The organism is Salinivibrio sp. HTSP, from assembly GCF_003390965.1.
GTDB lineage: Bacteria > Pseudomonadota > Gammaproteobacteria > Enterobacterales > Vibrionaceae > Salinivibrio > Salinivibrio kushneri.
The window spans coordinates 34,478-57,199 of sequence record NZ_PXUD01000004.1; the positions used below are offsets into that span (position 1 = coordinate 34,478).

Genomic DNA, 22,722 nt, shown 5'->3' on the forward strand with positions numbered 1-22,722 from the left:
CTACTTGGTATACGACTGCGCCATATTATCAATGCGCTTGTTAGCACGTTTGGCTTCGTCATAGGCCATTTGAGAGGTATCTTTGGTATCACTCACGTCGCTTTTCATCATAGAAACGTCGTTAGAGAGCGCATCGACTTTCGCGGATAAATCATCAACACTTTGTTGTAGTGCGGTGTTGCTAGTACAGCCGACGAGCAACACGGTTGAAGCTATTGCTGCTAGCGCCATTGGACGGATTTTCATAGAGAACCTCGCTATTGTTGTTGGAGATAGCAATCACGTCAAAAGGGTCACGCGCAAGCGCGACTACCTTTTACCATAGGCGGTGATAGGGGATTTTGCTGCTGAATCCTCAACTTGGCGGCCATACCTTGACACAGTTAACATTTAACGCGCTGTTCGACCCATCCATCGAGACACGTTAAAGACTATTCATGGTGATGATTTCCCTCATCGTTATGGTGCTGCATACCATCCATGACTGATTTCACTGGGATCTGCTTGGTCAGTGAATGACCGTCTGCGGTGTTTAAGGTCAACGAAATGTGCTCGCCTACTTTGAGTGGCTGGGTAAGATCAAATAGCATCACATGCAGGCCTCCTGGCTTTAATGTGACTTGCTCGCCTTTAGGTACCAGGATTTGCGCAATTTGTCGCATTTCCATCATGCCATCTACCATGGCATGCTCATGCAACTCTACCCGTTTCGCCGCCGGTGTACTCGCACTCACCACCCGTTTTAGCATCTTGCTTTGATTATCGAGCATCATGAAAGCGGCGCTATTTGGTGCGCCAGGTGCAGTGGCGCGCGCGTAGGCATCATGAATAAAAAACTCGCCATGGGCATGCACCAATGGGGCAACCATAAAAGCGATAGCGGCAATAAAAGATTTGAATGATTTCATTGTTATTCCTTGTTTTGATCAGTCACCCGTTCAATCGCTGCGATCAGCATCTCAGGGTTTAAGGTGTGAGGGACTTTCTCTACGAGTTCACCGTTCGGTGAGAGAAAATAAAAAAAGGAGCTATGGTCAACGGCATAGTCCATGGCGGAGTCTTCCAGCTCGGTGATGCGATATAAAACTCCGTAGCGCTTTGCCAGCTGGGCGATTTGTGCTTCTGAACCACTGACGCCGGTGATGGCCGGATGGAAAAAATGGGCATACTCCGCGGCTTTTTCGCTGGTATCACGCTTTGGGTCGAGAGTGATAAAGACTGGCGACACCGCGTTTCGTGTCGACTCAGGGAGCGATTTTAACGCAGCAGATAGTACGGCGAGCGAGGTGGGACAAACATCAGGACAATGGGTATAACCGAAGTAAACAATGCGCGGACGTGGGTCATCAGTATTGTAAAGGTTAAACGGTTGCCCTTGTGATTGTAATGCACCCGCTTGTGCCTGCTTTTGTGACGTTTGATAGTGATCAAATAGCGCGCGTGCACCCAAGCCAAAACAAACGGCAATAATGGCGACAAGCCAAGCTTTCTTACTCATAGTCGCTCCATGCTTACTTTAATGGGGAATAGCGTGTTTGCATCATCATTAAGTGTAATGGTTCCCGCCCAGGTCATGCTGTCTTCAGTGCAAACGGGCAGCATCAATTGCCCTTGGTAAGTCAGTTTATCGGTTTGTTTAAGCACCAGCCGATATTCCCCCATATTCATTTCGACGCCTTGGAGCTTCACGAGCAAGGTATCCGTGTTAAGCGCCTGGGGGGCGGTTACCGTGAGAGTATTGGCGTGTAGTGGATGAACCATTGGATTGCCTAAGTGGGCTTGATAACCCTTGTATTGGCACGTTTGCTGATTGAGCGAACAGTAGGCGGCTGGCGCGACGGTTGAACTCGAAGCGGTCGAGAAAAAGCCAGATAGCCAAGAGGGAAGAAAAAAAGCTATCACTGCCAGCATTAAGAGACCGACAGTGATAAACAATGGGCGACTCACGGGTGATTGTGAGGGTGATATATGCATTATTTAGTCCTGCTTAGGCGAGAAACGCTCCAGCAATAATACCAGCACAAAGCCACCTATCATGGCAATGATGGCCAAGCTAACTTGTGCCGGGTGTCCCACGATTGCCTCATAAGCACCGGGCAGAAGGTTATCTTGCATCAGAGGCACTTGCTCACCGGATGAGTTGGTACGCCATGTGAGCGTGTGTTTCCACGGCCAGATTTTACCTAGCGTGCCCAACATCAGGCCGGTCAGAAACGCGAGCGTTAGCGCGTAGTAGCGGCGCAGCAGCCATGACAACAGGTGCGAAAAGGTCAATAAGCCAGTCACCGCGCCCACCGCAAATAATCCCAGTAAGCCAAACTGCGTTTGATGAACCGCATCTAGTATCGGACTGTACATCCCCAGCAACAGCAGAATAAAACTGCCAGAGATCCCTGGCAAAATCATAGCGCAAATCGCGATGGCGCCGGCGAGAAAGACGGTGAGCGGCGAGGCGGTGAGCTGCAACGGGTTCGCAATAGTAATCCAATAGGCAAACCCGATCCCTAGCAGTGCGGCGAGAACGGTTTTAGGGCTTATTCTGGGGGCGGGCAATTGTTTGGCAATATGCAACGCTGAAGCGATGATCAAGCCAAAGAAAAACGACCACAGTGGGATCGGGTGATGGGTGAGCATCCAGCTTATCCCTTTGGCCAAACTGGCAATACTGGTCAGAATGCCGGCGAAGAGCACACAAAGAAAGGTGCCGTTGATATGGTGCCAGACGGCCTTGAAACCCTCCTTGTGCCAGAGTGTAAAAAGGCGCGGCGTGATACGCCGAATACTCTCAAGTAACTGCGTGTAGATACCAGTAATAAATGCGATAGTGCCGCCAGAGACACCAGGAACCACATCTGCAGCCCCCATCGCCATGCCTTTGAGGTAAGTTGAGACCAGGTTCTTGATCATAATGCTATTCATCGATAGAAGCCGAAACGCGCATTATACCGAGATAAATGAGCAGCGATAGGTTTAGCTATTTTTCCTTTGCTTAACTGCCCTCTTCATTGAGGTTTTGAAGCGCATCGGCTAATGCGCGAACGCGCTCGTTGGTTTGGTCGACCAGCCGGCGGATCTCTGCTGCAGACTCTCCTGAGCGCTGAGCCAGTTGACGTACTTCATCTGCAACGACGGCAAACCCTCGGCCTGACTCGCCTGCACGTGCAGCCTCGATGGCGGCATTTAACGCGAGAAGGTTGGTTTGATCCGCGAGCCCATTAATAACGCCAATAATCTGCTGAATTTCATTACTGGATGTTTCCACTTTATTCATTTCCTGTTCCGTTACTTCGACGGCTTGGGCTCGATTCGTGACATCGATTCCGTAGGAGACGAGGTATAAAGGATTGCCTTCTGAATCAAAAATCGGGGCAACCACGGTGTCAAAGCGGCGTTCACTGCCATCGGCGGCTTTAAAAGGAAGGACGTCTTTGATCTGAGAGCCCGCAATCACTTTTTGGAAGGTTTGTTCACCCAGCATTGTTTTCAGGTTGTTAGTCGCGATCTGGGCGTTGGTCGAGGTATCAGCGCGTAAACGTGTGAGCATATAGGAGTTAAAGGATTCAGGTGTCCCGTCAAGCCGCCATTGCATAATCCCGTTACTAACACTGATGGCTTCGAAACGTCTTTCTGCTTCCAATGAGCGTTGCTTGGCTTCGGTGATATCGGCTTGAATAGAAATAAAGCTAGATAAGTGCCCGTTGTCATCAAAAATCGGATTGATAGACACAGAAATCCAATAGGCCTCACCCTGTTTGTTATAGTTGAGCAGTTCGTCGTAAAAGGGCTCGCGATTTTTTAGTTTCTGTGAAATTTTTGCGACTGTCTCTGCGTTGGTCCCCGGCCCTTGCAACATGGTGCCTGGCTTTTTACCGCGCATGTCTGACATCGTGTAACCGGTGAGCTTTTCGAACCCTTGGTTTACATAGCGTGTACAGCCGTCGGCATCGGTGATGATGACTGAGTTATCGGTCTCATCCGCTACCATTGACAGCATTTTGAATTCTTCTCGACGCTCTACTTCTTCTGTCACGTCTTTCACAAATGCGGTGTATTGGATTTCGTTGTCGAGTTCTATTTTTGAAATAGAAAAGCTGCCCCAACGGTGCTCACCATTTTTACGCACTACAGGCACTTCTCGCGTTGAACCTACTATTTTATTGATGCCAGTCCGACGGTTTTTATTGACCAGTTCATCGTGCTCATGACGGTGTTGCTCTGGCACCAGCATCTTGACATTGTTTCCTAATATCTCGTCACGTGTGTATCCCCACAAGCGCTCTGCAGAGCGGTTGGCGAAGGTAACAATGTTGTTACCGTCAATGGTCACCACGGCATCTAATGCTTGGTCGAGCGTTTGATTGACTATTTCTTGGGCTTGTTTTTGAGCCGAAATATCGTGCACAAAGGCGGTATAAGTGTACTTGCCCCGATGTTTAATCTGGTTGAGTGAGATATTAACCCAAACGCGTGAGCCGTCTTTTCGTTCGAGCTGGACGTCGCGAGATGTACCCACGATACGATCTTGGTTAGTGGTACGATGATGTTCAATGAAGCTATCATGACTGGCGCGAATTTCGCTTGGAACGAGCATTTTCACGTTATTGCCCATTACTTCATTACGTTGATAACCCCACAGTGATTCCGCAGCGTCGTTGAAGTAGATAACTTGATTTTGCTCATCGATAGTGATGATGGCGTGTATCGACTGATCCAGCGTTTTTTTATAGCGCCCGTCAACGACCAAATCTTTTAACATTAACTTATTCCTTGTTGACCGCTCACTTTCATCGTTAGCGGCCGATTAAGTGTGATTTCGGTTCCAATTGAAGATAAATACCGTACCACATCCTGTACTCGGGTGTTGAGTGAACCGATCAGCATTTATACCAATAGCAATACAAAAACGAGGAAACACTGTCAAAACGTGTTCAAGTACTGATATCACTATGAATAACGCGAGCGCGGAGCAGAAAACTCGTGTATTTAACGGCTTTTTAAAGGAAGGCTAGGTTGATGATGATGGCGTTAAGCCTGTATGTCCGGGCGGCAAGTGGAGTGGGGGAGCCGCACTCCCCCAAATGATGGTTAAGGCTGATGAGGTTTCTCGAACACGGCGACGGACCAAGCGGGTACAGTGATCTTGCCGTTGGTTACGTGAGCGGCCTGTTGGTTATACGCGATCGAGCCGTTGCCCGCATTGGCTTGCAAGCTGTGAAGCTGATAGCCGGTGGCGTCGATGTTGGCAAAGTCATTGACGGCCAGGCTCGAGGCATTGATCGCGACGATAATGCCGTCACGCGTTGCATCCATCGAGCTGTCGTGCAGACTGCCACTGTTATCAAGAAGCATCACAATCAGCCCCGGGATTTGTGAGGCGCCCGTGTTGTGAAAGCTGACACATTGGTTGATCACACTGCCTTGGCCCAGGTTGAACAGCCCTGACGACGTACGCAGCGCCACCAGCTCATTAAAGTAGCTGTCCATGTTGCTGATTGCCTGTGGCGTTGGTTTGGCCTCGCTGTTGTGGTTGGCAATCACGGTTTCAATCGTTGGCCAGTTGTAGCCATCTTTATCTTCACGCGGCAGCCCTTGATCCCACTGCGTGGTTTGTTGGGTAAAGTCGACGTGGTTATACCAATCGCCCGAATCATATGAGTCACGTTGCATGGATTTTGAACGAAGCAGTTCGCTGCCCATGTGGATAAAAGGCACCCCTTGTCCCAACAGAGCGGTTGAGAGTGACACGGCTTGGGCGCGGACGCGTGTTGCGAGCGGCATCGCGTAAGGGAATTTGTATTGATGGTTATCCCACAAGGTTTGGTTGTCGTGCTTGGAGACATAGTTTTGAATCTCCCACGCATCTTGCGCGTAGCCAGCCGGTTGACCGTTGTAATCAACCTCGTCACCGCGCACGACATCACCATTGGCAATTTGTAACTGAAAATCTTTTAAGTTACCCGCCATACCCAAACGGACTAAATCGGCGTTATGCAGGGCGCTGGCTCTTTCCTCGCTGCTTTGCTGTTGCAAATCATTGGGGGCGACCCATTGACCATTACCAAAGCCTTGGTTTTTGCGCAGGTACTCGCCGCCATCGAACGGACCGCCGCCGCGAACCGCATCCCGAAGTCGATCAGAAAACGAGCCAATGCCGGTGCCTGCCAGGTTTGCTTGGGTGGCTTGGACAAACTGGCGACCGTTGGCGACTTCACCGAAGTTCCAACCTTCACCATAGAAATACACATCTGGGTTGATGGCGCGGACAACGGCAAGTGTGTGCTCGATCTGGGCCAGCGGATGATGACCCATTAAATCCCAACGGAAGGCATCGATTTTGTAGTCTTTCACCCAGGTGGCAATTGAGTCATCGATCAGTTTGGCAAACATACGATGCTCAGGCGCTGTATTCGAGCAGCAAGTAGATTGCTCAACGTCACCAGTGACGGGGTTTAGGCGCTGATAATACCAAGGCACGACTTTATCCAGCACAGAATAGGGCCCTAAGCCTGCTTGGTGGGTGTGGTTGTAGACCACGTCCATCACCACATTCATGCCGATATTCTGTTTGATGGCCATGATCATTTTACGAAACTCAAGGATACGCGCGGTGCCTTCAGGTTCGGTGGCATAACTGCCTTCGGGCACAGTGTAATGGAAAGGATCGTAACCCCAGTTAAAGCTGTCGTACTGACGCATCGCCGCCATTACCGTTTGCACATAGGGGGTATCAGCACTGTCTTGGGCGGCTAAATCCGTTAATGCCGCTTGGATGGTTTGATGGTTGTCGCACTCACTGGCCAGCCTCGGGGTATCTTTTAGCGAGGGTGCTTTGTCACATAGCGCGGAGAAGCGGTCGATTAAATCGATACGCTGCGCCGCGTCTTCGTTGATAGAGGCAATATCAAACACGGGGAGTAGATGTAAATGGGTGACCCCGGATTGCGCAAGCGCGGTTAAATGCTTGACCGGCTCAGTGGTGTTTTGTGTAAAAGCTAGGTACTTACCGCGCAGGTTTTGGGGGGTAGATTGATCGAGCGCGGAAAAATCACGCACGTGCGCCTCATAAATCACGCTGTTAGTGGGGTTTTGCTGTGAGTGAGGCGTACTCAGCGTATCCCAACCACTGGGTTTAAGCGCAGGCGCATTTAGATCGACCACCTGTGAATAGCTGGAGTTGGTCGACAAGCTATGTGAGTAAGGATCCGTGACTTCGAGACGCTCGATGCGATGTGTTTCAGGGTGATAAACCGACAGTTGATAACGGTAATAGTCGCCATGATTTAGCGCAGTGGTGGCGACATGCCAGCTTCCTGACTCGGCGTCGAAGTCCATTTTAATCGGCGTTTTGCGCTGCTTTGGCCCGTTTTTTTCGCTCGCCGATTGATAGGGCACCAGCGAGACTTGCTGTGCGGTAGGGGCCCAAAGACGAAACTCAGTGTGTCCAGTGTTAGGCGTGGCACCAAAGTTAAGTTTTTCCGCGTGTTCGGCATACAAGGCGTCGAGCGCGCGGGCCGGTTGCACATCGGTTGCGGTTAATACGGTATCACCGTCTTTGGCGATAGCGAGAAGCTGTCCTTTAAGCCATTGCTTTAGCGCAATATCGGCGCTAACAAAGTCAAAATCGAACCCTTTGACGTTACCTTGCAAATGGGGAAACGATGTTTGCCAATGATCGCGCGTAGCAAGGGTAGATTCGACACTCGCGGTGGCGTTTTCCACCTGCTGTGTGTCCGGGTTATAGTGCATCGTGCCATCAGCGGAGTAATACAAGGTGAGCGAGGTGGCGTTAGTTTGGTGGGTGAGCAGGGTATCGGCGTCAGCAAATAGCACACTGGCGTCTGTGGTACCGACTTCTCTTGGGGGGAGATTAGTTTCTTTATCGGTATTACAACCCGTTAAAGCGATGATAGTCGCAACGGCAAACGATGCGCCGAGCGGTTGCAAAAAGTGAGTGCGCTTCATTGATTATTCCTCATGTGTCAATACTGAGCGCAGCTTACTCAAGGTGAGCATCTACCATGCGTGATCGGGTTAAAATTCAGAGTGTCATGACAAAAAAGATGATGAAATTCAGCAAAATATCACGAAAGGTAGGGGGAGAGCGAAAGGCCACTACGCCCCCACGAAAAGTCTGGGGGCGTAGGCATAGCTGACTAGTTACCCATAAGCTGAAGGAGGTTTTCGGCGGTGACGACCGCTTCTTTACGGTTAGCAATATTGAGCTTTTGGTAAAGGTTACGGATATGGGTTTTGATGGTGGTGCCGGCGACATCCAGTTCATGAGCAATTTGCTCGTTACTAAACCCGGAATAAATCAAGCCGAGCACTTGCCATTCGCGTTGCGTCAGTGAGCTGGTTCGCACTAGCTCTGGCACGTTAGGGTGCTTGACCAGTTTTTCGACAAAGGCTTCATCAAAGTGGGTGGAGCGTGAGCGCTGATGGCTGGCGATTTCTTTTAATAGCTGCTGTGCCCGATGTCGCTCTAATGCGCCGAGCGCATGCTGTTCAATCAACGCGTGCAGCAATGATGAGAGCGCATCACCTTCGATTAAAAAGTTACCCATCATCCCGGTTTGATTGGTTAGGATCAGGGCATCTTGCAAGAGACTTTTGGCGTATTCCGTCTCTTGCACTTTACTGGCGAGCACGGCCTCGACGATGAGATTGCGGTTTTTATCCGTCACTAAGTTGGCCCGGTTCGCTTCGCGGCGCAGAAAATCGACCGCTTGACGTGCTTGATCATACTGACCCAAATGCAGGTGCGCGCGGGCAATGTTTCGCCACTGAAGCTGGCTAAAGTGGTTGCAGGCGGTCGCGGGGCGAACGGCTTGATGTAACCACTCATCCATATTGGTCAGTTCGTTTTTGGCGTGCCAATAGAGCAATAGCGAGAGTGACGCGTTAGCGGTCCAATCAACATGATAAACTGATTCTCGTAGAAGGTGCTCTATGTGCTCAATGCTTTTGGCCGCTTTATCTAACTCACCGCGACTAACAGCCACGCGCGCGAGCATAGAGTAACTATGCAAATGCTTGCTCGGCGGTTGGTTTTCCAAAACCTGTAGCCCCTTATACGCACAGGCTTCAGCTTCATCCAGACGGTTCCAACACCAGAGTATTTGGGCGCGAAGCCGTAGAGCAAATTCATGTAAAGGAACTTGATGCAATTGCTGATCTTCAATGAGCTGATCGGCGCTGTCGAGCAACTCAAACGCGGCTTGCACATAGCCTTGTGCCAGGAGAATTTCACTTTGCTGTAAAATGGCCCACAGCGCTTGGTGATATACCTGATGCTGGCGCGCTAACTTTTCCGTTTGTTGCATCATGGATAAAGCGCGATCCAGTTCACCGAGCACATGATTCACCTCGCCAACCACGGAGGTCGCGACAATACGCCCACGGTAATTGGCGCTATCGAGTTGCTCGAGTGCTTTTTCTGCCAGCCGCATCGCCTGCTCAGGCTCATTGGCATTAATGGCTACTTGGGCAAGTAGGGCATTGGCATTGCCTTGGTAATCAATATCCAGTGGAATGTCGCGGGCTTGATATGCCTTTTCGGCACTGGCCAATAACTCGCCAACTTCGTGATACCTGTGTTGGCTTTGTGCTAACCAAGCACGCAGTAAGCTCAAATTGGGGTATTGATATAAAAGCTCATCACTGAGCTTGATAATCGCGGATTCGAGTGTGGATAGTTCGCCACGATTGAACATACGCCAGCCGTGTTGATTGAGAATATCGGCCAGCAACGCATCGTCTTTGGCATAGCGTGCGTGGCGCAAGGCTTGATGAGGGGACTGCAGCTTTAGCCAAGCCAGTGCCGCGTGTCGATGCAAGGTTTGTTGCTGGTGGGGGATCCTGGCTTGGCGCTCGTGGGCCAAAAACTCCGCGAATAAATGGTGAAACCGGAACCAATTGTTATCCCCCTCCAGCGCATAGATAAACAAACCATAGCGATTCAGTGACTCAAGCATGCCCAGGGCGTCTTCTCGCTCGGTCAAGGCGAAAACCAGTTCATCATTGAACATTTCTAACACTGAGACTTTCATCAGAAACTGACGTGTCTCCGTGTCAAGCAAGTCGAAGACTTCTTCCGCTAGATAGTCCCAAAGATGGGCATGGTTAAATTCTGCACACGAGGCGGCGCTTTGCATTAGCGTGCGTTTTTGGTGCTGCGCTTGAATGGCGATCAGTTGCAGCGCGGATGGCCAACCTTCGACGTAGGTACATAAGGCATTCGCGGTCGATTCATCGACGCCATCGTCGATACGTTGGTTGAAAAACCGGGTTGTCTCTTCGTTATCGAACGCGAGAAGCTCGTTGCCTATCTCGATCATCAGGTCTCGCACGCGTAAGTTCGCGGTGCCCAGTGGTGGGTTAGCGCGTGACGTCACCACTAACGTGAGGTTCTCTGGCATGTGCTTGATGAAAAAGCGCATCGCTTCATGGATTTCTTCGTTATCAACCAGTTGATAGTCGTCCAGCACCAAATAGCTGGTGGCGTGAAACCCGGCCAGTTCGGCAAAAACATCAGACAAGAGCGCACGAAGTGATGAGAATTGGCGTTTTTCCGCCAGTTTTATCGTATTGGCACAGCCTTCTTGGGTGGCTTGGTGCAACGCTTGTAATAAATAGTTTATGAAGCGAAAGCTGTCGTTATCACTGTCATCAATGCTAAACCAACCGACATTGGGTTGATCGGCGAGCCACTGGGCAGCCATGGTGGTTTTGCCATAACCGGCCGGAGAGCGAAACAGCACCAGCTTATAGTGGGGGGCTTGTTGTAAAATATCGAGCACTCGCGGGCGCAATATCGCGTTATAAAGCCGTCCAGGCCGAGTCAGCTTTGATGGGATCCACATAAGACACTGTCCTTCACTACAAATGCGGTGCGTCATCTTTGGTGCGCACCTCTGTCCTGATTGCAGTGTATGTAACTTCAAAGACACAAACTATGATCTATCCCTGATCTCTTAACGGGTGCCCTAATTTAGTGCAACTACGCCTTATAATTGTGATAAATATCACTTAATTGCCTTTTTCTTGGCTTTTTTTATCGTCGGTGTACACATTGATGTTGGTTTGTCAGGGGTTAATTTGCGCTAGCGCACAAAAATCACCAAAAGCTAGACGGTTTTTTTCATCGCCGGCTTAGACAGGCTTTTGTCTCATAGCGTGATGAAGATCACCAGTCAGTGGGCTGTGCTTCATTTTGATGAGAGCCCGCTCACTGTTGATGTGTGACCTGGCTCTCTACGCCCTGTGGTCTCCTCCTTTGATGAGAACGACATGGGAGGATGTTTGCCGTGCTCGGGTTGGGCAGGATGACTAACCATCAAGGTTTCATTCCATTATCGAGAGCAACGACATGACACCAAAACAGCAACATGCGTTTGATAAAAGTGCGTTTAAAATCAGTATGGTTCAACACCTAACCCAGCTAGGTCACGCACCAGATACTGCTCAACTGCGTGACTGGTACCTCGCGCTGGGCCGTGCATTAGCCGAACACACGACGAGTGACTTGGTGGCCACTGAACACGATCAAGCCATTAAAAAAGCGAAAAGTGTTAACTATTTATCCCTCGAGTTCTTGATTGGTCGTTTAACCGGGAACAACCTCATTAGCATGGGCTTGTACGATGCTATCGCTGATGCCGTGAGTGAGCTTGGACTTGGGTTAACAGATTTACTCGAACAAGAGCGTGATCCGTCTCTAGGTAATGGCGGCTTGGGACGTCTGGCGGCCTGTTTTATGGACTCTTTGGCGGCACAGCAGTATCCGGCAGTGGGTTATGGCTTACACTATGAATATGGGCTTTTCCGTCAGTCTTTTCATGAAGGGGCGCAGCAAGAGGCTCCTGATGCGTGGCGTGAACCGGAAGGTTACCCTTGGGAAGTCGTCCGTCCGGATCTGACTCAAACCATTGGTTTTTATGGCCATGTTGAGGTCGTTGAAGAAGCAGGGCATACCTATCGTCAATGGGTGCCGAGCTTGAAAATCCAGGCAATGCCTTGGGACTTACCCATTGTCGGTTACCAAAGCAACACCGTTTACCCATTGCGTTTGTGGGAAGGTCGAGCACTGACACCGTTCGCGCTTGATGCTTTTAATGCAGGCGACTACACCCATGCGCAGCAAGCTGATATCGATGCGGGTAATTTGACCAAAGTCTTGTACCCGAACGATAACCACGACGCAGGTAAAACGCTGCGCTTGATGCAGCAGTACTTCCACAGTGCCGCTTCGGTCGCAGATATCCTCCGTCGTCACCTAGAGGCAGGTCATGCTCTAGCGGCGTTGCCAGAGTATGAAACCATTCAATTAAACGACACCCACCCCACCATCGCGATTCCTGAGCTGATGCGCGTATTGCTGGATGATTATCGTCTGGGCTGGGATGAGGCGTGGTCAATCGCCAGTCGTACTTTTGCTTACACTAACCACACCTTACTGCCCGAAGCGCTGGAAACCTGGAGTGAGGCGTTGATTGCGCGCTTGCTGCCGCGTCATATGGAGATCATTTTTGAGATTAACCATCGCTTCATGCAAGAGGTAGAAGCGAAGTGGCCCGGCGATGTGGCGAAAAAGCAGGTGTTGTCAGTGATTGACGACAAAGGTGAGCGCATGGTGCGTATGGCGAATCTTTGTGTGGTTGGCTCTTATGCGGTAAATGGCGTCGCGGCGTTGCACTCTCAGTTAGTTAAGCGTGATTTATTCCCAGAATTTGATGCGCTATATCCGGGCCGCATTCAAAATGTGACCAATGGCATCACACCGCGTCGCTGGTTGAAGTTCTGTAACCCTGACTTGTCCAACTTGATCAGTGAAAAAATCGGTGAGCAGTGGCCAGCGCAATTAGAGCAACTCGAGCAGATTGCTCAATACGCCGATGATACTGCGTTTCAAAAGACATTCATGGATGTCAAAAAGCGCAACAAGCAGCGTTTGGCAGGATGGGTTAAAGAGCACCTCGATATTACCCTCAATACCGATGCGATTTTTGATGTACAAATTAAGCGTCTGCATGAATATAAGCGTCAGCACTTGAATCTATTGCATGTGATTTCGCTCTATCAGCGCTTGCTTAACGAGCCAGACTTTGACATGGCGCCACGAGTGGTCTTTTTTGCCGCGAAAGCCGCGCCTGGCTATGAATTAGCAAAATCGATCATCTATGCGATTAATAAGGTCGCTGACACCATTAATAATGATCCACGGGTCGGTGACAAGCTCAAGGTCGTCTTCATTCCTGATTATCGTGTGAGCATGGCGGAAATCATTATTCCGGCTGCCGATGTGTCTGAGCAGATTTCTATGGCCGGTAAAGAGGCGTCTGGCACGGGTAACATGAAAATGGCACTCAACGGCGCGCTTACCATCGGCACCATGGATGGCGCTAACGTGGAAATCCGTGAAGAGGTGGGTGACGATAATATCTATATCTTCGGCTTAGATGTTGATGGTGTCACCGAATTACGCCAAAAAGGCTATCAGCCTGAAGCGGTCTATCACAGCCAGCCCCTATTGAAGGCTGCTTTGGATAGTTTGCTGGATGAGACGTTCACGCCAGGTCAGCCAGGGGCCCTGCGTCCTGTGTTTGACAGCGTGATGGGTAGCGGCGACCCGTACCTGTGTTTGGCTGACTTTGCCGATTACGTGCGCGCACACAATGACATTGACCGTGATTACCGTGACGCGTCGCAATGGGCACGTAAAGCGATTCTGAACACCGCGCTGGTCGGTAAGTTTAGTTCAGACCGCTCAATTCGCGATTACGTTAATAACATTTGGCAGTTAGAAGCGATTAAGCGCTAATTGCAATATAACGGGTTAACAACCTTATCGGTGGCAAGGAATGCGCCTTGCCACCTAACAATAATGACAACAATATTGCCCAATAAAAGAAGGGGGCAGACCCCTCGGAGAAAGCGATGAAAGAATCTGCATTGAAGACAGTCGCACAAATGGCCAACCTCGCTGATCGCTATATCAGTGCATGGGGCTCAGAAGCGGCTGTGCCGGACAGTACCTTACATGACTTACTAACGTCACTTGGCTATGACACACGAAACGACGAGGCGTTATTGGCGTCGGCGGAGAAAAAACACAAAGCGGATGTGCTCGCCCCCGTGCAGGTGGTGCAGGAGAATGAGCCGGTTGAAATTGCGCTTCATTTAGGTACCAGTGCGCGAGAAAGTGACTTTAGTTGGCGTTTGGAAACCGAACAGGGCGAATGCTTTGAAGGTTACTTACAGTCACAAATCGTTCGCGATGAGCGCAGTAATGGTGGCCCATTGGTGTTTAGCCTGCCTTGCTCCCTACCATGGGGCTATCACCGCCTTTCCGTGATACGTAAACGGCGCAAAGCCCCGTATCAAATGACACTCATCATGGCGCCCACCCAATGTTATAAGCAGCCAGAATTGGATCAACACAAGAAAATGTGGGGGCCGAGTATTCAGCTCTACACATTACGTACCCCTCATAACTGGGGTATCGGTGATTTTGGCGATCTCAAACAATTGGTCAGTGAGCTTGCCTCGCGCGGCGCTGACTTTGTTGGCCTTAACCCTATTCATGCGTTGTTCCCTGCCAATCCAGAAGCCGCGAGCCCGTATAGTCCGTCATCACGCCGCTGGCTTAATCTTTTGTATATTGATGTGAGCAACGTTCGAGAGTTTTGTTTGAGCGCCCGAGCCCAGCAACTCGTGGGCAGTGCCGAATTCCAGCGTCGCCTGCAAGCAGTACGCGACACGCATTGGGTCGATTATAGTGAAGTCGCCGCCTTAAAGATGGCCGTACTACCGCTTTTATTTCAAGAGTTTAAGCAACGCGAACTACTGCAACAGACACGACGTGGCCGTGCGTTTTTAGACTTTATCGAACAAGGGGGAGAGAGCTTAAAACAGCAAGCGACGTTTGATGCGTTGCACCAGTATTTACGGGCCGATGATCCTCACGCTTGGGGTTGGCCGGTGTTTCCTGAAAAATATCGCCGTTATGAAAACGCGGCGACGCAAGCATTTATCGAGCAGCATAGCGATGACATTCAACTGTACATGTATCTACAGTGGATTGCCGAAGGTCAAATGGAAGAGGTACAAGCCATTGCTGAAGAGCAGGGGATGTCGCTGGGCTTGTACCGTGATCTTGCTGTTGGGGTGTCTGATGCGGGAAGCGAAACCTGGTCGGATAATTCACCGTTAGTGTTGGATGCTAGCATTGGTGCACCGCCGGATGTGTTGGGACCGCGGGGACAAAACTGGGGCTTGCCGCCATTTGATCCGCAAGCGCTGCAACAAACCGGTTACCATGCCTACATCGAATTGCTACGTGCCAACATGCGTCATTGTGGGGCGTTGCGTATCGATCACGTACTGGGCTTGCTGCGCTTATGGTGGATCCCTAAAGGGAAAAATGCTACCGAGGGCGCTTACTTGTACTATCCCGTTAAAGACATGCTCGCGATTTTAGCGCTTGAGTCGCATCGTCATCAGTGCAGTGTGATTGGTGAGGACTTGGGGACGGTACCCGATGAAATTGGCGCGTTACTTGCGGATGCGGGCGTGCATTCCTACAAGGTATTCTTCTTTGAAACCTCAGAAGAGGACGGCGGCTTTATTTCTCCGGCGCATTACACCGAGCAAGCGATGGCGACGCTTGCCACCCATGACATGCCAACCATTCGTGGTTTTTGGCATTGCGACGATTTAAAGCTGGGGCAAGAGTTAGGCCTATACCCAGATGAAGCGCAACTCCAACAACTGTTTGATGATCGCTTAAAAGCCAAACAAGGCATATTAGACAGTGTAAGCTGGCACGGCATGCTACCGGATGGCGTGGGGGCTGATGCGCGCTATGTGCCGATGGATGGCCACTTGTGCCGCGCATTGCAATTACATGTTGCCGCCGGCCAATCGGCGCTGTTAAGTGTCCAGTTGGAAGATTGGTTGGAAATGGAGAAACCGGTCAACATCCCAGGCACGGTGGATGAGTATCCTAACTGGCGACGTAAACTCTCGGTCAGTTTAGAGGCGCTTTTTAGTCGAGACGACCTCAATCAACTTGCCAGAGATTTATCTCGGGTACGTATGCAAGCGAGCCGCCAAACTGTGTAACCACCATACCATGCTCTAACGCTCTATCCTCAGTGCCAGCCAACACGTACAGGATGGAGCGTTTTTTGTATAAGGAGCCTCCAGTGCCAGATTCTTCCCATTCGATACAGCCCCAATCTATTCAGCCTGATCACTTTGCAATGGATATGGCTGCTTTATATAACCCGAGCGTTGCACATCAGTATATGGGCGCGCATCCGGTGACGTTACCCGTCGCGGGTAAAGCGGTAGAGGGGGTTCGGTTTGTGGTTTTTGCCCCGCATGCACAATCAGTGAGTGTGATGGGTGATTGGAACCATTGGCAAGCCGACGCCGCCTACATGACGCCGATTGAAGATGGCTTTTGGGTCGGGTTTATTGCTCACCTTGGCATGCAGCAGCGCTATAAATACGCCCTAACGGGGCCCGATGGACAGTGCTTACCGCACAAAGCCGACCCTTACGGGGCGTATGCCGAGCAATACCCGTCCTTTGCCTCTCTGACCTATGATCAACATGCTTATCAATGGCACGACCAGCATTGGCAAGCGCGTCCCGTCACCGAAAAACACACGCAAGCGTTATCGTTTTATGAGCTTCATCTCGGCTCCTGGCAGCGAGATGCATCGGGTCAGTTCCTAGGCTATCGTGAGCTTGCTGACCGTCTCGTTCCTTACTTGGTAGAAATGGGTTATACCCATGTGGAGCTAATGCCAGTCAGTGAGCACCCCTTTTATGGTTCTTGGGGTTATCAGCCGGTTGGCCTGTTTGCGCCGACCAGCCGCTATGGCTCGCCAGATGATTTTAAGTATTTTGTCGACCAGTGCCATCAAGCGGGTATTGGTGTGATCCTTGACTGGGTGCCTGGACATTTCCCTACCGATGATCACGGTTTAGCTTTTTTCGATGGCACTCCGCTATATCATGACCCCGACCCACGACGTGGCTGGCACAACGACTGGCATTGTCATCTTTACGATATGAGTAAAGAGCATGTGCGTCGCTTTTTGGTGAATAATGCCTTGTATTGGCTTGACCAGTTTCACATCGATGGCCTGCGTGTTGATGCCGTCGCGTCGATGCTGTATCTCGATTACTCGCGCGAGCAGGATCAATGGGTCCCCAACGTGGATGGCGGCAACGAGAACTATGATGCCATCGCCACCTTAAAGTGGATGAACGAGTCGGTTTATCATTATTTCCCAAATGCGATGACCATTGCCGAGGAATCGACGACATTTCCGGGGGTATCGGCACCTACGTATGCAGGCGGACTTGGGTTTGGGTTCAAATGGAATATGGGCTGGATGCATGACAGCCTCAGTTATATCCGTGAAGAGTCGATGTATCGATGCTATCACCACGACACGCTAACATTTCCATTGGTTTATGCGTTTGGCGAGAATTACGTATTGCCACTGTCGCATGATGAGGTGGTGTATGGAAAAGGTTCGTTGATCGGTAAAATGCCCGGTGACGAGTGGCAGCAAACCGCCAACTTACGTGCCTTTCTTGGGTATATGTATGGTCAGCCAGGTAAAAAGCTTAACTTTATGGGGGCGGAGATCGGTCAGACCGCAGAGTGGAACCATGACAGTCAGCTTGAATGGCATTGGCTACAATACGGTCGCCATCAAGGTATCCAAGTATGGGTGAAAGCGCTGAACCATCTGTATGTCTCAACGCCGGCGCTGCATCGCCTCGACTGCGATCCGGCAGGGTTTGAGTGGCGATTAAAAGACGTTGCCGATCTCAGTGTCATGGCACACGAACGGCTTGGCGATGACGGCTCGCGGATGCTGGTGGTGAGTAATTTCACCCCGGTACCCCGAGATGGTTTTCAGCTGGGTGTGCCGATGAGTGGTGATTACCAATTGGTATTAAATTCGGATGATGAGGCGTTTTGGGGCAGTGGGTACCCCGTTTACGTAGCGCTTAGCACTGATAAAAGCGCGGCGCACGACCAGCCCCAATCGCTGACACTGAATCTCCCCCCATTAGCCACTGTGTTTTATCGCTGGCAAGGGTGAAAGCAATGACGCCCTTTGGGCGACAAAGTGAAGATTACGCCAAGTTAATCCTTGGCGTTTTTTCTGTCAGAGCCGATACAGTAAAAAGGCCGCGAATGCGGCCTAGTCGTTGTCTCTTACAAGGTGATATTAGGCGGCATCTTCTTCATCAACGAAGGTGACGCCATTTTCACGATGCAGGCGCCTGCACGCTCGACCGTCACTGTGGAACAGATGGCAGCGGTGAGCGGGAATACCAATGGCGTACTTGTCGCCAGGCTCAATCTCAACGGTATCGAGCTGGCGATAGATCACGTCTGCGTCTGCGCTTTCAAGGTTGAGATAAATTTGCGTCTCGTTGCCCAGCTTCTCAACAATGGTCGCTTCCCCTTCAATTTGCGCATCACCGTCTTTGGCGGCCACCAAATGCTCAGGACGAATGCCGAGAGACATGCGATCGCCGCGCGTGACGGTTTTACCATCGACTGGCATCCAGAAACTGGCCCCTTCACTCAGCTGTACTTTGACACGGTTTGGCTCGACATCTTCAATAAAGACACTCATGAAGTTCATTTTGGGCGAGCCGATAAAAGAGGCGACAAAGCGGTTTTGTGGGTAATGGTATAGCTCGAGCGGCTTCCCGACCTGTGCGACTCGGCCTTCATCCAACACCACAATTTTGTCTGCCATGGTCATGGCTTCAATCTGATCGTGGGTGACATAAATCATGGTACAGCCAAGCTGACGTTGTAACTTGGTGATTTGCGCGCGCATCTGCACCCGTAACCCAGCATCAAGGTTGGAAAGTGGCTCATCGAGCAAGAAGACACGAGGCTGAGACACCAGGGTGCGTCCAATCGCAACACGTTGACGTTGTCCGCCAGACAACGACTTAGGTTGTCTGTCGAGTAAGTGACCGAGTTGTAAGATCTCCGCCGCTTGATGCACGCGCTTATCGACTTCCGCTTTGTTCGTTTTTGCTAGTTTCAAGCCAAACGACATGTTGTCGTAGAGGTTTAGGTGGGGATATAACGCGTAAGATTGGAATACCATCCCGACGCCACGCTTAGATGGCTCAATATCATTTACTCGCTGATCATCAATGTAAAGGTCGCCCGACGTAATATCTTCCAACCCGGCAACGCAGCGTAATAGGGTGGATTTGCCGCAGCCAGATGGACCGACAAAGACAACAAATTCGCCATCTTTTATCTCTAGGTCAACGTTTTTTGAAATCATTACATCGTCGTCATACGCTTTACAAACGTTTTTAAACGTGACACTTGCCATGTCGCTCGCCCTCAATCGCTTTTCATTAATTCGGCTCAATACGCATTATAGGTGGCTGTGCTATTCAATATCGGCCATTTTCGAGCGTTATCGTTTTTGTTGAACGCTGTTTGGTCACTGACTAAGCACATTGGATAAATTCCACCCGATGCTTTTTTGATGTCAGGCAGTGTCGCGTATCTTTGCAAATGGCGCATCCTCCCGTGGACAATTATTACGGGGGGAGTAGGCGGGGAGGAGGATAATCTCCTCCCCAAATTGATTTGAGGGTGTACATCACAAAATTATGAGCAAATTAGTTGAAGTTGATCACGTACCGTTTATTTTTGTGAACCGCATCATTAGCGACGAGCGATATGGATCACGAATTCGCTCGCATAGAGGCAGGGCGTAGAGGCCAGGATGATGAGGAATGCGCGGGAATTACCCATGATAGACCGTGAAATACAGCTCATCCTCCATGGAATCGTGCTACACCTCAGTAGAAGAAGGATAGAAAGATGAAAAAATCACTTAGCGCTGTTGCTCTCGGTACCTTGATTGCACTGGGTTCATTTGGCGCCAATGCCAATATCGAAGAAGGCCAACTAACGATTTGGATTAACGGAGACAAAGGTTATAACGGCCTTGCCGAAGTGGGTGATCGCTTTGAACAAGACACGGGGATCCCTGTCACCGTCGTTCACCCTGATGGTCTGCAAGACAAGTTCCCTCAGACTGCTTCAACGGGCGATGGTCCAGACATTGTATTTTGGGCGCACGATCGCTTTGGTGGCTATGCAGAATCAGGCTTGCTGGCAGAGATTCGTCCATCTGAGCGTCTTAAAGACGGCATGGTCGACTTTGCTTGGGATGCGGTGAAATACAAAGGTAAATACGTCGGTTATCCGGTGGCCGTGGAATCGCTTTCGCTTATCTACAACAAAGATTTGGTGCCTAACCCACCAGAAACGTGGCAAGACGTGGTTGAGATGGATGCCAAGCTCAAAGAGCAGGGCAAGTCAGCCATCATGTGGAACCTGAAAGAACCGTACTTCACATGGCCACTGATGGCAGCTGATGGCGGTTATGCATTTAAGCAAACGGCAAACGGCTATGATGTGAAAGACGCGGGTATCAATAACCAAGGTGTACATGACGCGCTACATTTCATGAAGCAGATGGTCAAAGATGGCGTGATTTCATCAGATATGGACTACTCGGTTTCTGAGTCTTCTTTTAACCAAGGTGATACAGCGATGACCATCAACGGCCCATGGTCGTGGGGCAACATCGAAAAGTCAGGTATCAATTATGGTGTCACCACCTTACCTACCTTCCAAGGTGAAGCGTCCAAGCCTTTTGTTGGTGTGCTTAGTGCCGGTATTAGCACCGCGTCGCCAAACAAAGCGCTGGCGGTCGAGTTTTTGGAAAACTATCTGTTGACTAATGACGGCCTCTCGACGGTGAATGCTGATAAACCTCTGGGTGCGGTGGCGTTGAATAGTTATCAGGCGGAGCTTGCCAAAGATCCGCGTATTGCGGCAACCATGGAAAACGCCAAACATGGCGAAGTGATGCCGAATATTCCACAAATGAATGGGTTCTGGGCAGCGGCCAAAAACGCCATCATTAATGTGGTCGATGGCCGTCAAAGCGTCGAGGAAGCACTCGACGATGCGGAAACGCAAATGGTCAAATAAGCTCTATCTGCAGGGGGGCTTGCCTCCCTGCATTTTTTAAAAACTATGTGAGTAGCGTTCCTTATGCAGTCAGTCCAAGGTTCCCAAGCTATGACAACGTCAGGCTCTTCTTTGCCCAGTAGCACAAAAGCGTTCATAAAATGGGCGTTACTGGCTACTGTGGCCATTATCAATGGCTATGCCACCGTCTTGATGTATTCGCGTGGTGAAACCGCCTTTGCCCTGTTAACTGTGGTATTAACCGCATTAGCGCTGTACATTTTTGGCAGTAAAAAAACATACGCCCATCGCTATATCTATCCAGGTATCGCGGGGATGATCCTTTTCATTATTTTTCCGTTGGTTTATACCGTTGGGCTGTCATTCACCAACTATAGCGCCAAAAATCAACTATCTTTCGAGCGTGCCCAGTCCGTATTATTAGAGCGAACCTTTCAAAGTGGCGACAGTTATCCTTTCTCGTTATATCAAACGGATCAAGGCGTTCGCATTGTGGTGGAGGGCGAGAACACACGCTATGCCACCAAGCCATTTGAATTTGCAACCTTGGCTGATGACAACTTGTCACTTAGCCCCATTGACAGTGTTGAGGGACAAAAAGCGTCACTACGCGATGTGATTCAAAATCGCGACGCGCTTGGGGAGTTAGACCTGGCATTGCCTGGTGACAAAACCATTCGTATGAGTGGTTTGCGCAAGTTCGCCGCCATTCAGTCGCTTTATAGCTTGCAGGTCGATGGCCGCACGCTGATCAACAATAAAACGGGTGAGACGCTCAAACCTAACGATGAGGTAGGTTACTATCAACCGGTTAATGCCGCCGGTGAATTTGTGGGCGATACTGTGTCACCCGGTTATGTGGTGCAAATTGGCACGGATAACTTTGAGCGCGTATGGACGGACGAGGGCATCAAAGAGCCGTTTATTGGCATCTTTATCTGGACGATTGTCTTTTCTGTACTCACCGTAGTATTCACCCTGTTTATTGGCTTGATATTGGCGAGTTTGGTGCAGTGGGAAGAGCTGAAAGGTAAGTCGATCTACCGTTTGTTATTGATCCTTCCTTACGCGGTACCAGCTTTTATTTCGATTCTGATTTTCCGCGGTTTGTTTAACCAAAGCTTTGGTGAAATCAACATGGTATTGGAAGCCCTGTTTGGCATCAGTCCGAATTGGTTCTCTGACCCGTTATTGGCGCGGAGTATGGTGCTCACCGTTAATACCTGGCTGGGCTTCCCTTATATGATGATCCTCTGTATGGGCTTGCTTAAAGCGATTCCTGATGATCTCTACGAGGCATCCGCGATTGACGGCGCGAATTTCATTCAGAACTTCACCCGTATTACGCTGCCGATGATGATTAAACCACTGACTCCTCTGCTGATTGCGGCCTTTGCCTTTAACTTCAATAACTTTGTGATGATTATGTTGTTGACAGAGGGTGGGCCAAACCGTATCGGCACCACGGAGCCGGCTGGTTATACCGATTTGCTGGTTAGCTATACCTATCGCATCGCCTTTGAAGGCAGTGGTGGTCAAGACTTTGGCTTGGCAAGTGCCATCGCCACACTGATTTTCTTGATTGTCGGGGCATTGGCGTTAATCAACCTCCGCATGACGCAGAAAAACGAGCACTGAGG

13 protein-coding genes and 1 pseudogene are annotated in these 22,722 nt (G+C 50.2%); 5 read left to right on the forward strand and 9 right to left on the reverse strand.

What is annotated here, in order from left to right; genetic code table 11:
- The 8 genes from C7A19_RS00990 to malT form a co-directional block, all read right to left on the reverse strand.
- Window positions 1-246, reverse strand: a complete 246-nt coding sequence (locus C7A19_RS00990) for an Lpp/OprI family alanine-zipper lipoprotein (protein ID WP_077457827.1) — start codon at window positions 244-246, stop codon at window positions 1-3.
- Window positions 247-431: 185 nt separating this feature from the next.
- Entirely contained in the window at window positions 432-908 is a 477-nt protein-coding gene (locus C7A19_RS00995) for a copper chaperone PCu(A)C (RefSeq protein WP_116643910.1), read from the reverse strand.
- 2 nt (window positions 909-910) lie between these two features.
- The gene (locus tag C7A19_RS01000; RefSeq protein WP_077649850.1) at window positions 911-1,498 is read right to left on the reverse strand and encodes an SCO family protein; all 588 of its coding nucleotides are present in this window, start codon (window positions 1,496-1,498) and stop codon (window positions 911-913) included.
- Complete coding sequence (locus tag C7A19_RS01005; protein ID WP_116643911.1) at window positions 1,495-1,974, reverse strand: hypothetical protein; 480 nt, start codon at window positions 1,972-1,974, stop codon at window positions 1,495-1,497. The genes C7A19_RS01000 and C7A19_RS01005 overlap by 4 nt, the downstream gene beginning before the upstream one ends.
- Window positions 1,975-1,977: 3 nt before the next feature.
- Window positions 1,978-2,907 carry a DUF368 domain-containing protein gene (locus C7A19_RS01010; RefSeq protein WP_116643932.1) on the reverse strand — a complete coding sequence of 310 codons (930 nt, stop codon included), beginning with the start codon at window positions 2,905-2,907 and terminating at the stop codon, window positions 1,978-1,980.
- Window positions 2,908-2,989: 82 nt separating this feature from the next.
- Window positions 2,990-4,756: a PAS domain S-box protein gene (locus tag C7A19_RS15835; RefSeq protein ID WP_116643912.1), complete on the reverse strand. Its 1,767-nt coding sequence runs from the start codon at window positions 4,754-4,756 to the stop codon at window positions 2,990-2,992.
- 329 nt (window positions 4,757-5,085) lie between these two features.
- On the reverse strand, window positions 5,086-7,962 hold the full coding sequence (gene pulA, locus C7A19_RS01020) for a pullulanase-type alpha-1,6-glucosidase (protein ID WP_116643913.1): 2,877 nt from the start codon (window positions 7,960-7,962) through the stop codon (window positions 5,086-5,088).
- Window positions 7,963-8,153: 191 nt separating this feature from the next.
- Window positions 8,154-10,862 (reverse strand): HTH-type transcriptional regulator MalT, encoded by a 2,709-nt coding sequence (gene malT / locus C7A19_RS01025; RefSeq protein WP_116643914.1) that lies wholly within the window; start codon window positions 10,860-10,862, stop codon window positions 8,154-8,156.
- Window positions 10,863-11,368: 506 nt separating this feature from the next.
- Between malT and C7A19_RS01030 the strand changes: the two genes are divergently transcribed.
- From C7A19_RS01030 to glgB, 3 genes and pseudogenes are all read left to right on the forward strand, one after another.
- Window positions 11,369-13,819, forward strand: a complete 2,451-nt coding sequence (locus C7A19_RS01030) for a glycogen/starch/alpha-glucan phosphorylase (protein WP_116643915.1) — start codon at window positions 11,369-11,371, stop codon at window positions 13,817-13,819.
- A gap of 116 nt (window positions 13,820-13,935) precedes the next feature.
- A complete protein-coding gene (malQ, locus tag C7A19_RS01035; protein ID WP_116643916.1) occupies window positions 13,936-16,122 on the forward strand; it encodes a 4-alpha-glucanotransferase in 2,187 nt (728 codons plus the stop codon).
- A 176-nt stretch (window positions 16,123-16,298) separates the two neighbouring features.
- A pseudogene (glgB, locus tag C7A19_RS01040) lies at window positions 16,299-18,131 on the forward strand (1,4-alpha-glucan branching protein GlgB); the annotation flags it as partial.
- A 129-nt stretch (window positions 18,132-18,260) separates the two neighbouring features.
- Here the strand turns inward: glgB and malK are convergent.
- Complete coding sequence (gene malK, locus C7A19_RS01045; protein ID WP_116643918.1) at window positions 18,261-19,400, reverse strand: maltose/maltodextrin ABC transporter ATP-binding protein MalK; 1,140 nt, start codon at window positions 19,398-19,400, stop codon at window positions 18,261-18,263.
- 500 nt (window positions 19,401-19,900) lie between these two features.
- On the opposite strand from malK, the gene malE reads away from it, so the two are divergent.
- Window positions 19,901-21,082: a maltose/maltodextrin ABC transporter substrate-binding protein MalE gene (malE, locus tag C7A19_RS01050; protein WP_069362930.1), complete on the forward strand. Its 1,182-nt coding sequence runs from the start codon at window positions 19,901-19,903 to the stop codon at window positions 21,080-21,082.
- A gap of 63 nt (window positions 21,083-21,145) precedes the next feature.
- Entirely contained in the window at window positions 21,146-22,720 is a 1,575-nt protein-coding gene (gene malF / locus C7A19_RS01055) for a maltose ABC transporter permease MalF (RefSeq protein ID WP_116643919.1), read from the forward strand.
- The last annotated feature ends 2 nt before the right edge of the window (window positions 22,721-22,722 follow it).

Excerpts from the sequence above, each read along its gene's own strand:
- pulA (WP_116643913.1), bottom strand. The coding sequence starts at position 7,962 with ATGAAGCGCACTCACTTTTTGCAACCGCTCGGCGCATCGTTTGCCGTT.
- malQ (WP_116643916.1), top strand. The coding sequence starts at position 13,936 with ATGAAAGAATCTGCATTGAAGACAGTCGCACAAATGGCCAACCTCGCT.
- malF (WP_116643919.1), top strand. The coding sequence starts at position 21,146 with ATGCAGTCAGTCCAAGGTTCCCAAGCTATGACAACGTCAGGCTCTTCT.
- C7A19_RS00995 (WP_116643910.1), bottom strand. The coding sequence starts at position 908 with ATGAAATCATTCAAATCTTTTATTGCCGCTATCGCTTTTATGGTTGCC.
- malE (WP_069362930.1), top strand. The coding sequence starts at position 19,901 with ATGAAAAAATCACTTAGCGCTGTTGCTCTCGGTACCTTGATTGCACTG.
- C7A19_RS00990 (WP_077457827.1), bottom strand. The coding sequence starts at position 246 with ATGAAAATCCGTCCAATGGCGCTAGCAGCAATAGCTTCAACCGTGTTG.
- malT (WP_116643914.1), bottom strand. The coding sequence starts at position 10,862 with ATGTGGATCCCATCAAAGCTGACTCGGCCTGGACGGCTTTATAACGCG.
- malK (WP_116643918.1), bottom strand. The coding sequence starts at position 19,400 with ATGGCAAGTGTCACGTTTAAAAACGTTTGTAAAGCGTATGACGACGAT.
- C7A19_RS01010 (WP_116643932.1), bottom strand. The coding sequence starts at position 2,907 with ATGATCAAGAACCTGGTCTCAACTTACCTCAAAGGCATGGCGATGGGG.
- C7A19_RS01030 (WP_116643915.1), top strand. The coding sequence starts at position 11,369 with ATGACACCAAAACAGCAACATGCGTTTGATAAAAGTGCGTTTAAAATC.
- C7A19_RS01005 (WP_116643911.1), bottom strand. The coding sequence starts at position 1,974 with ATGCATATATCACCCTCACAATCACCCGTGAGTCGCCCATTGTTTATC.
- C7A19_RS15835 (WP_116643912.1), bottom strand. The coding sequence starts at position 4,756 with ATGTTAAAAGATTTGGTCGTTGACGGGCGCTATAAAAAAACGCTGGAT.
- C7A19_RS01000 (WP_077649850.1), bottom strand. The coding sequence starts at position 1,498 with ATGAGTAAGAAAGCTTGGCTTGTCGCCATTATTGCCGTTTGTTTTGGC.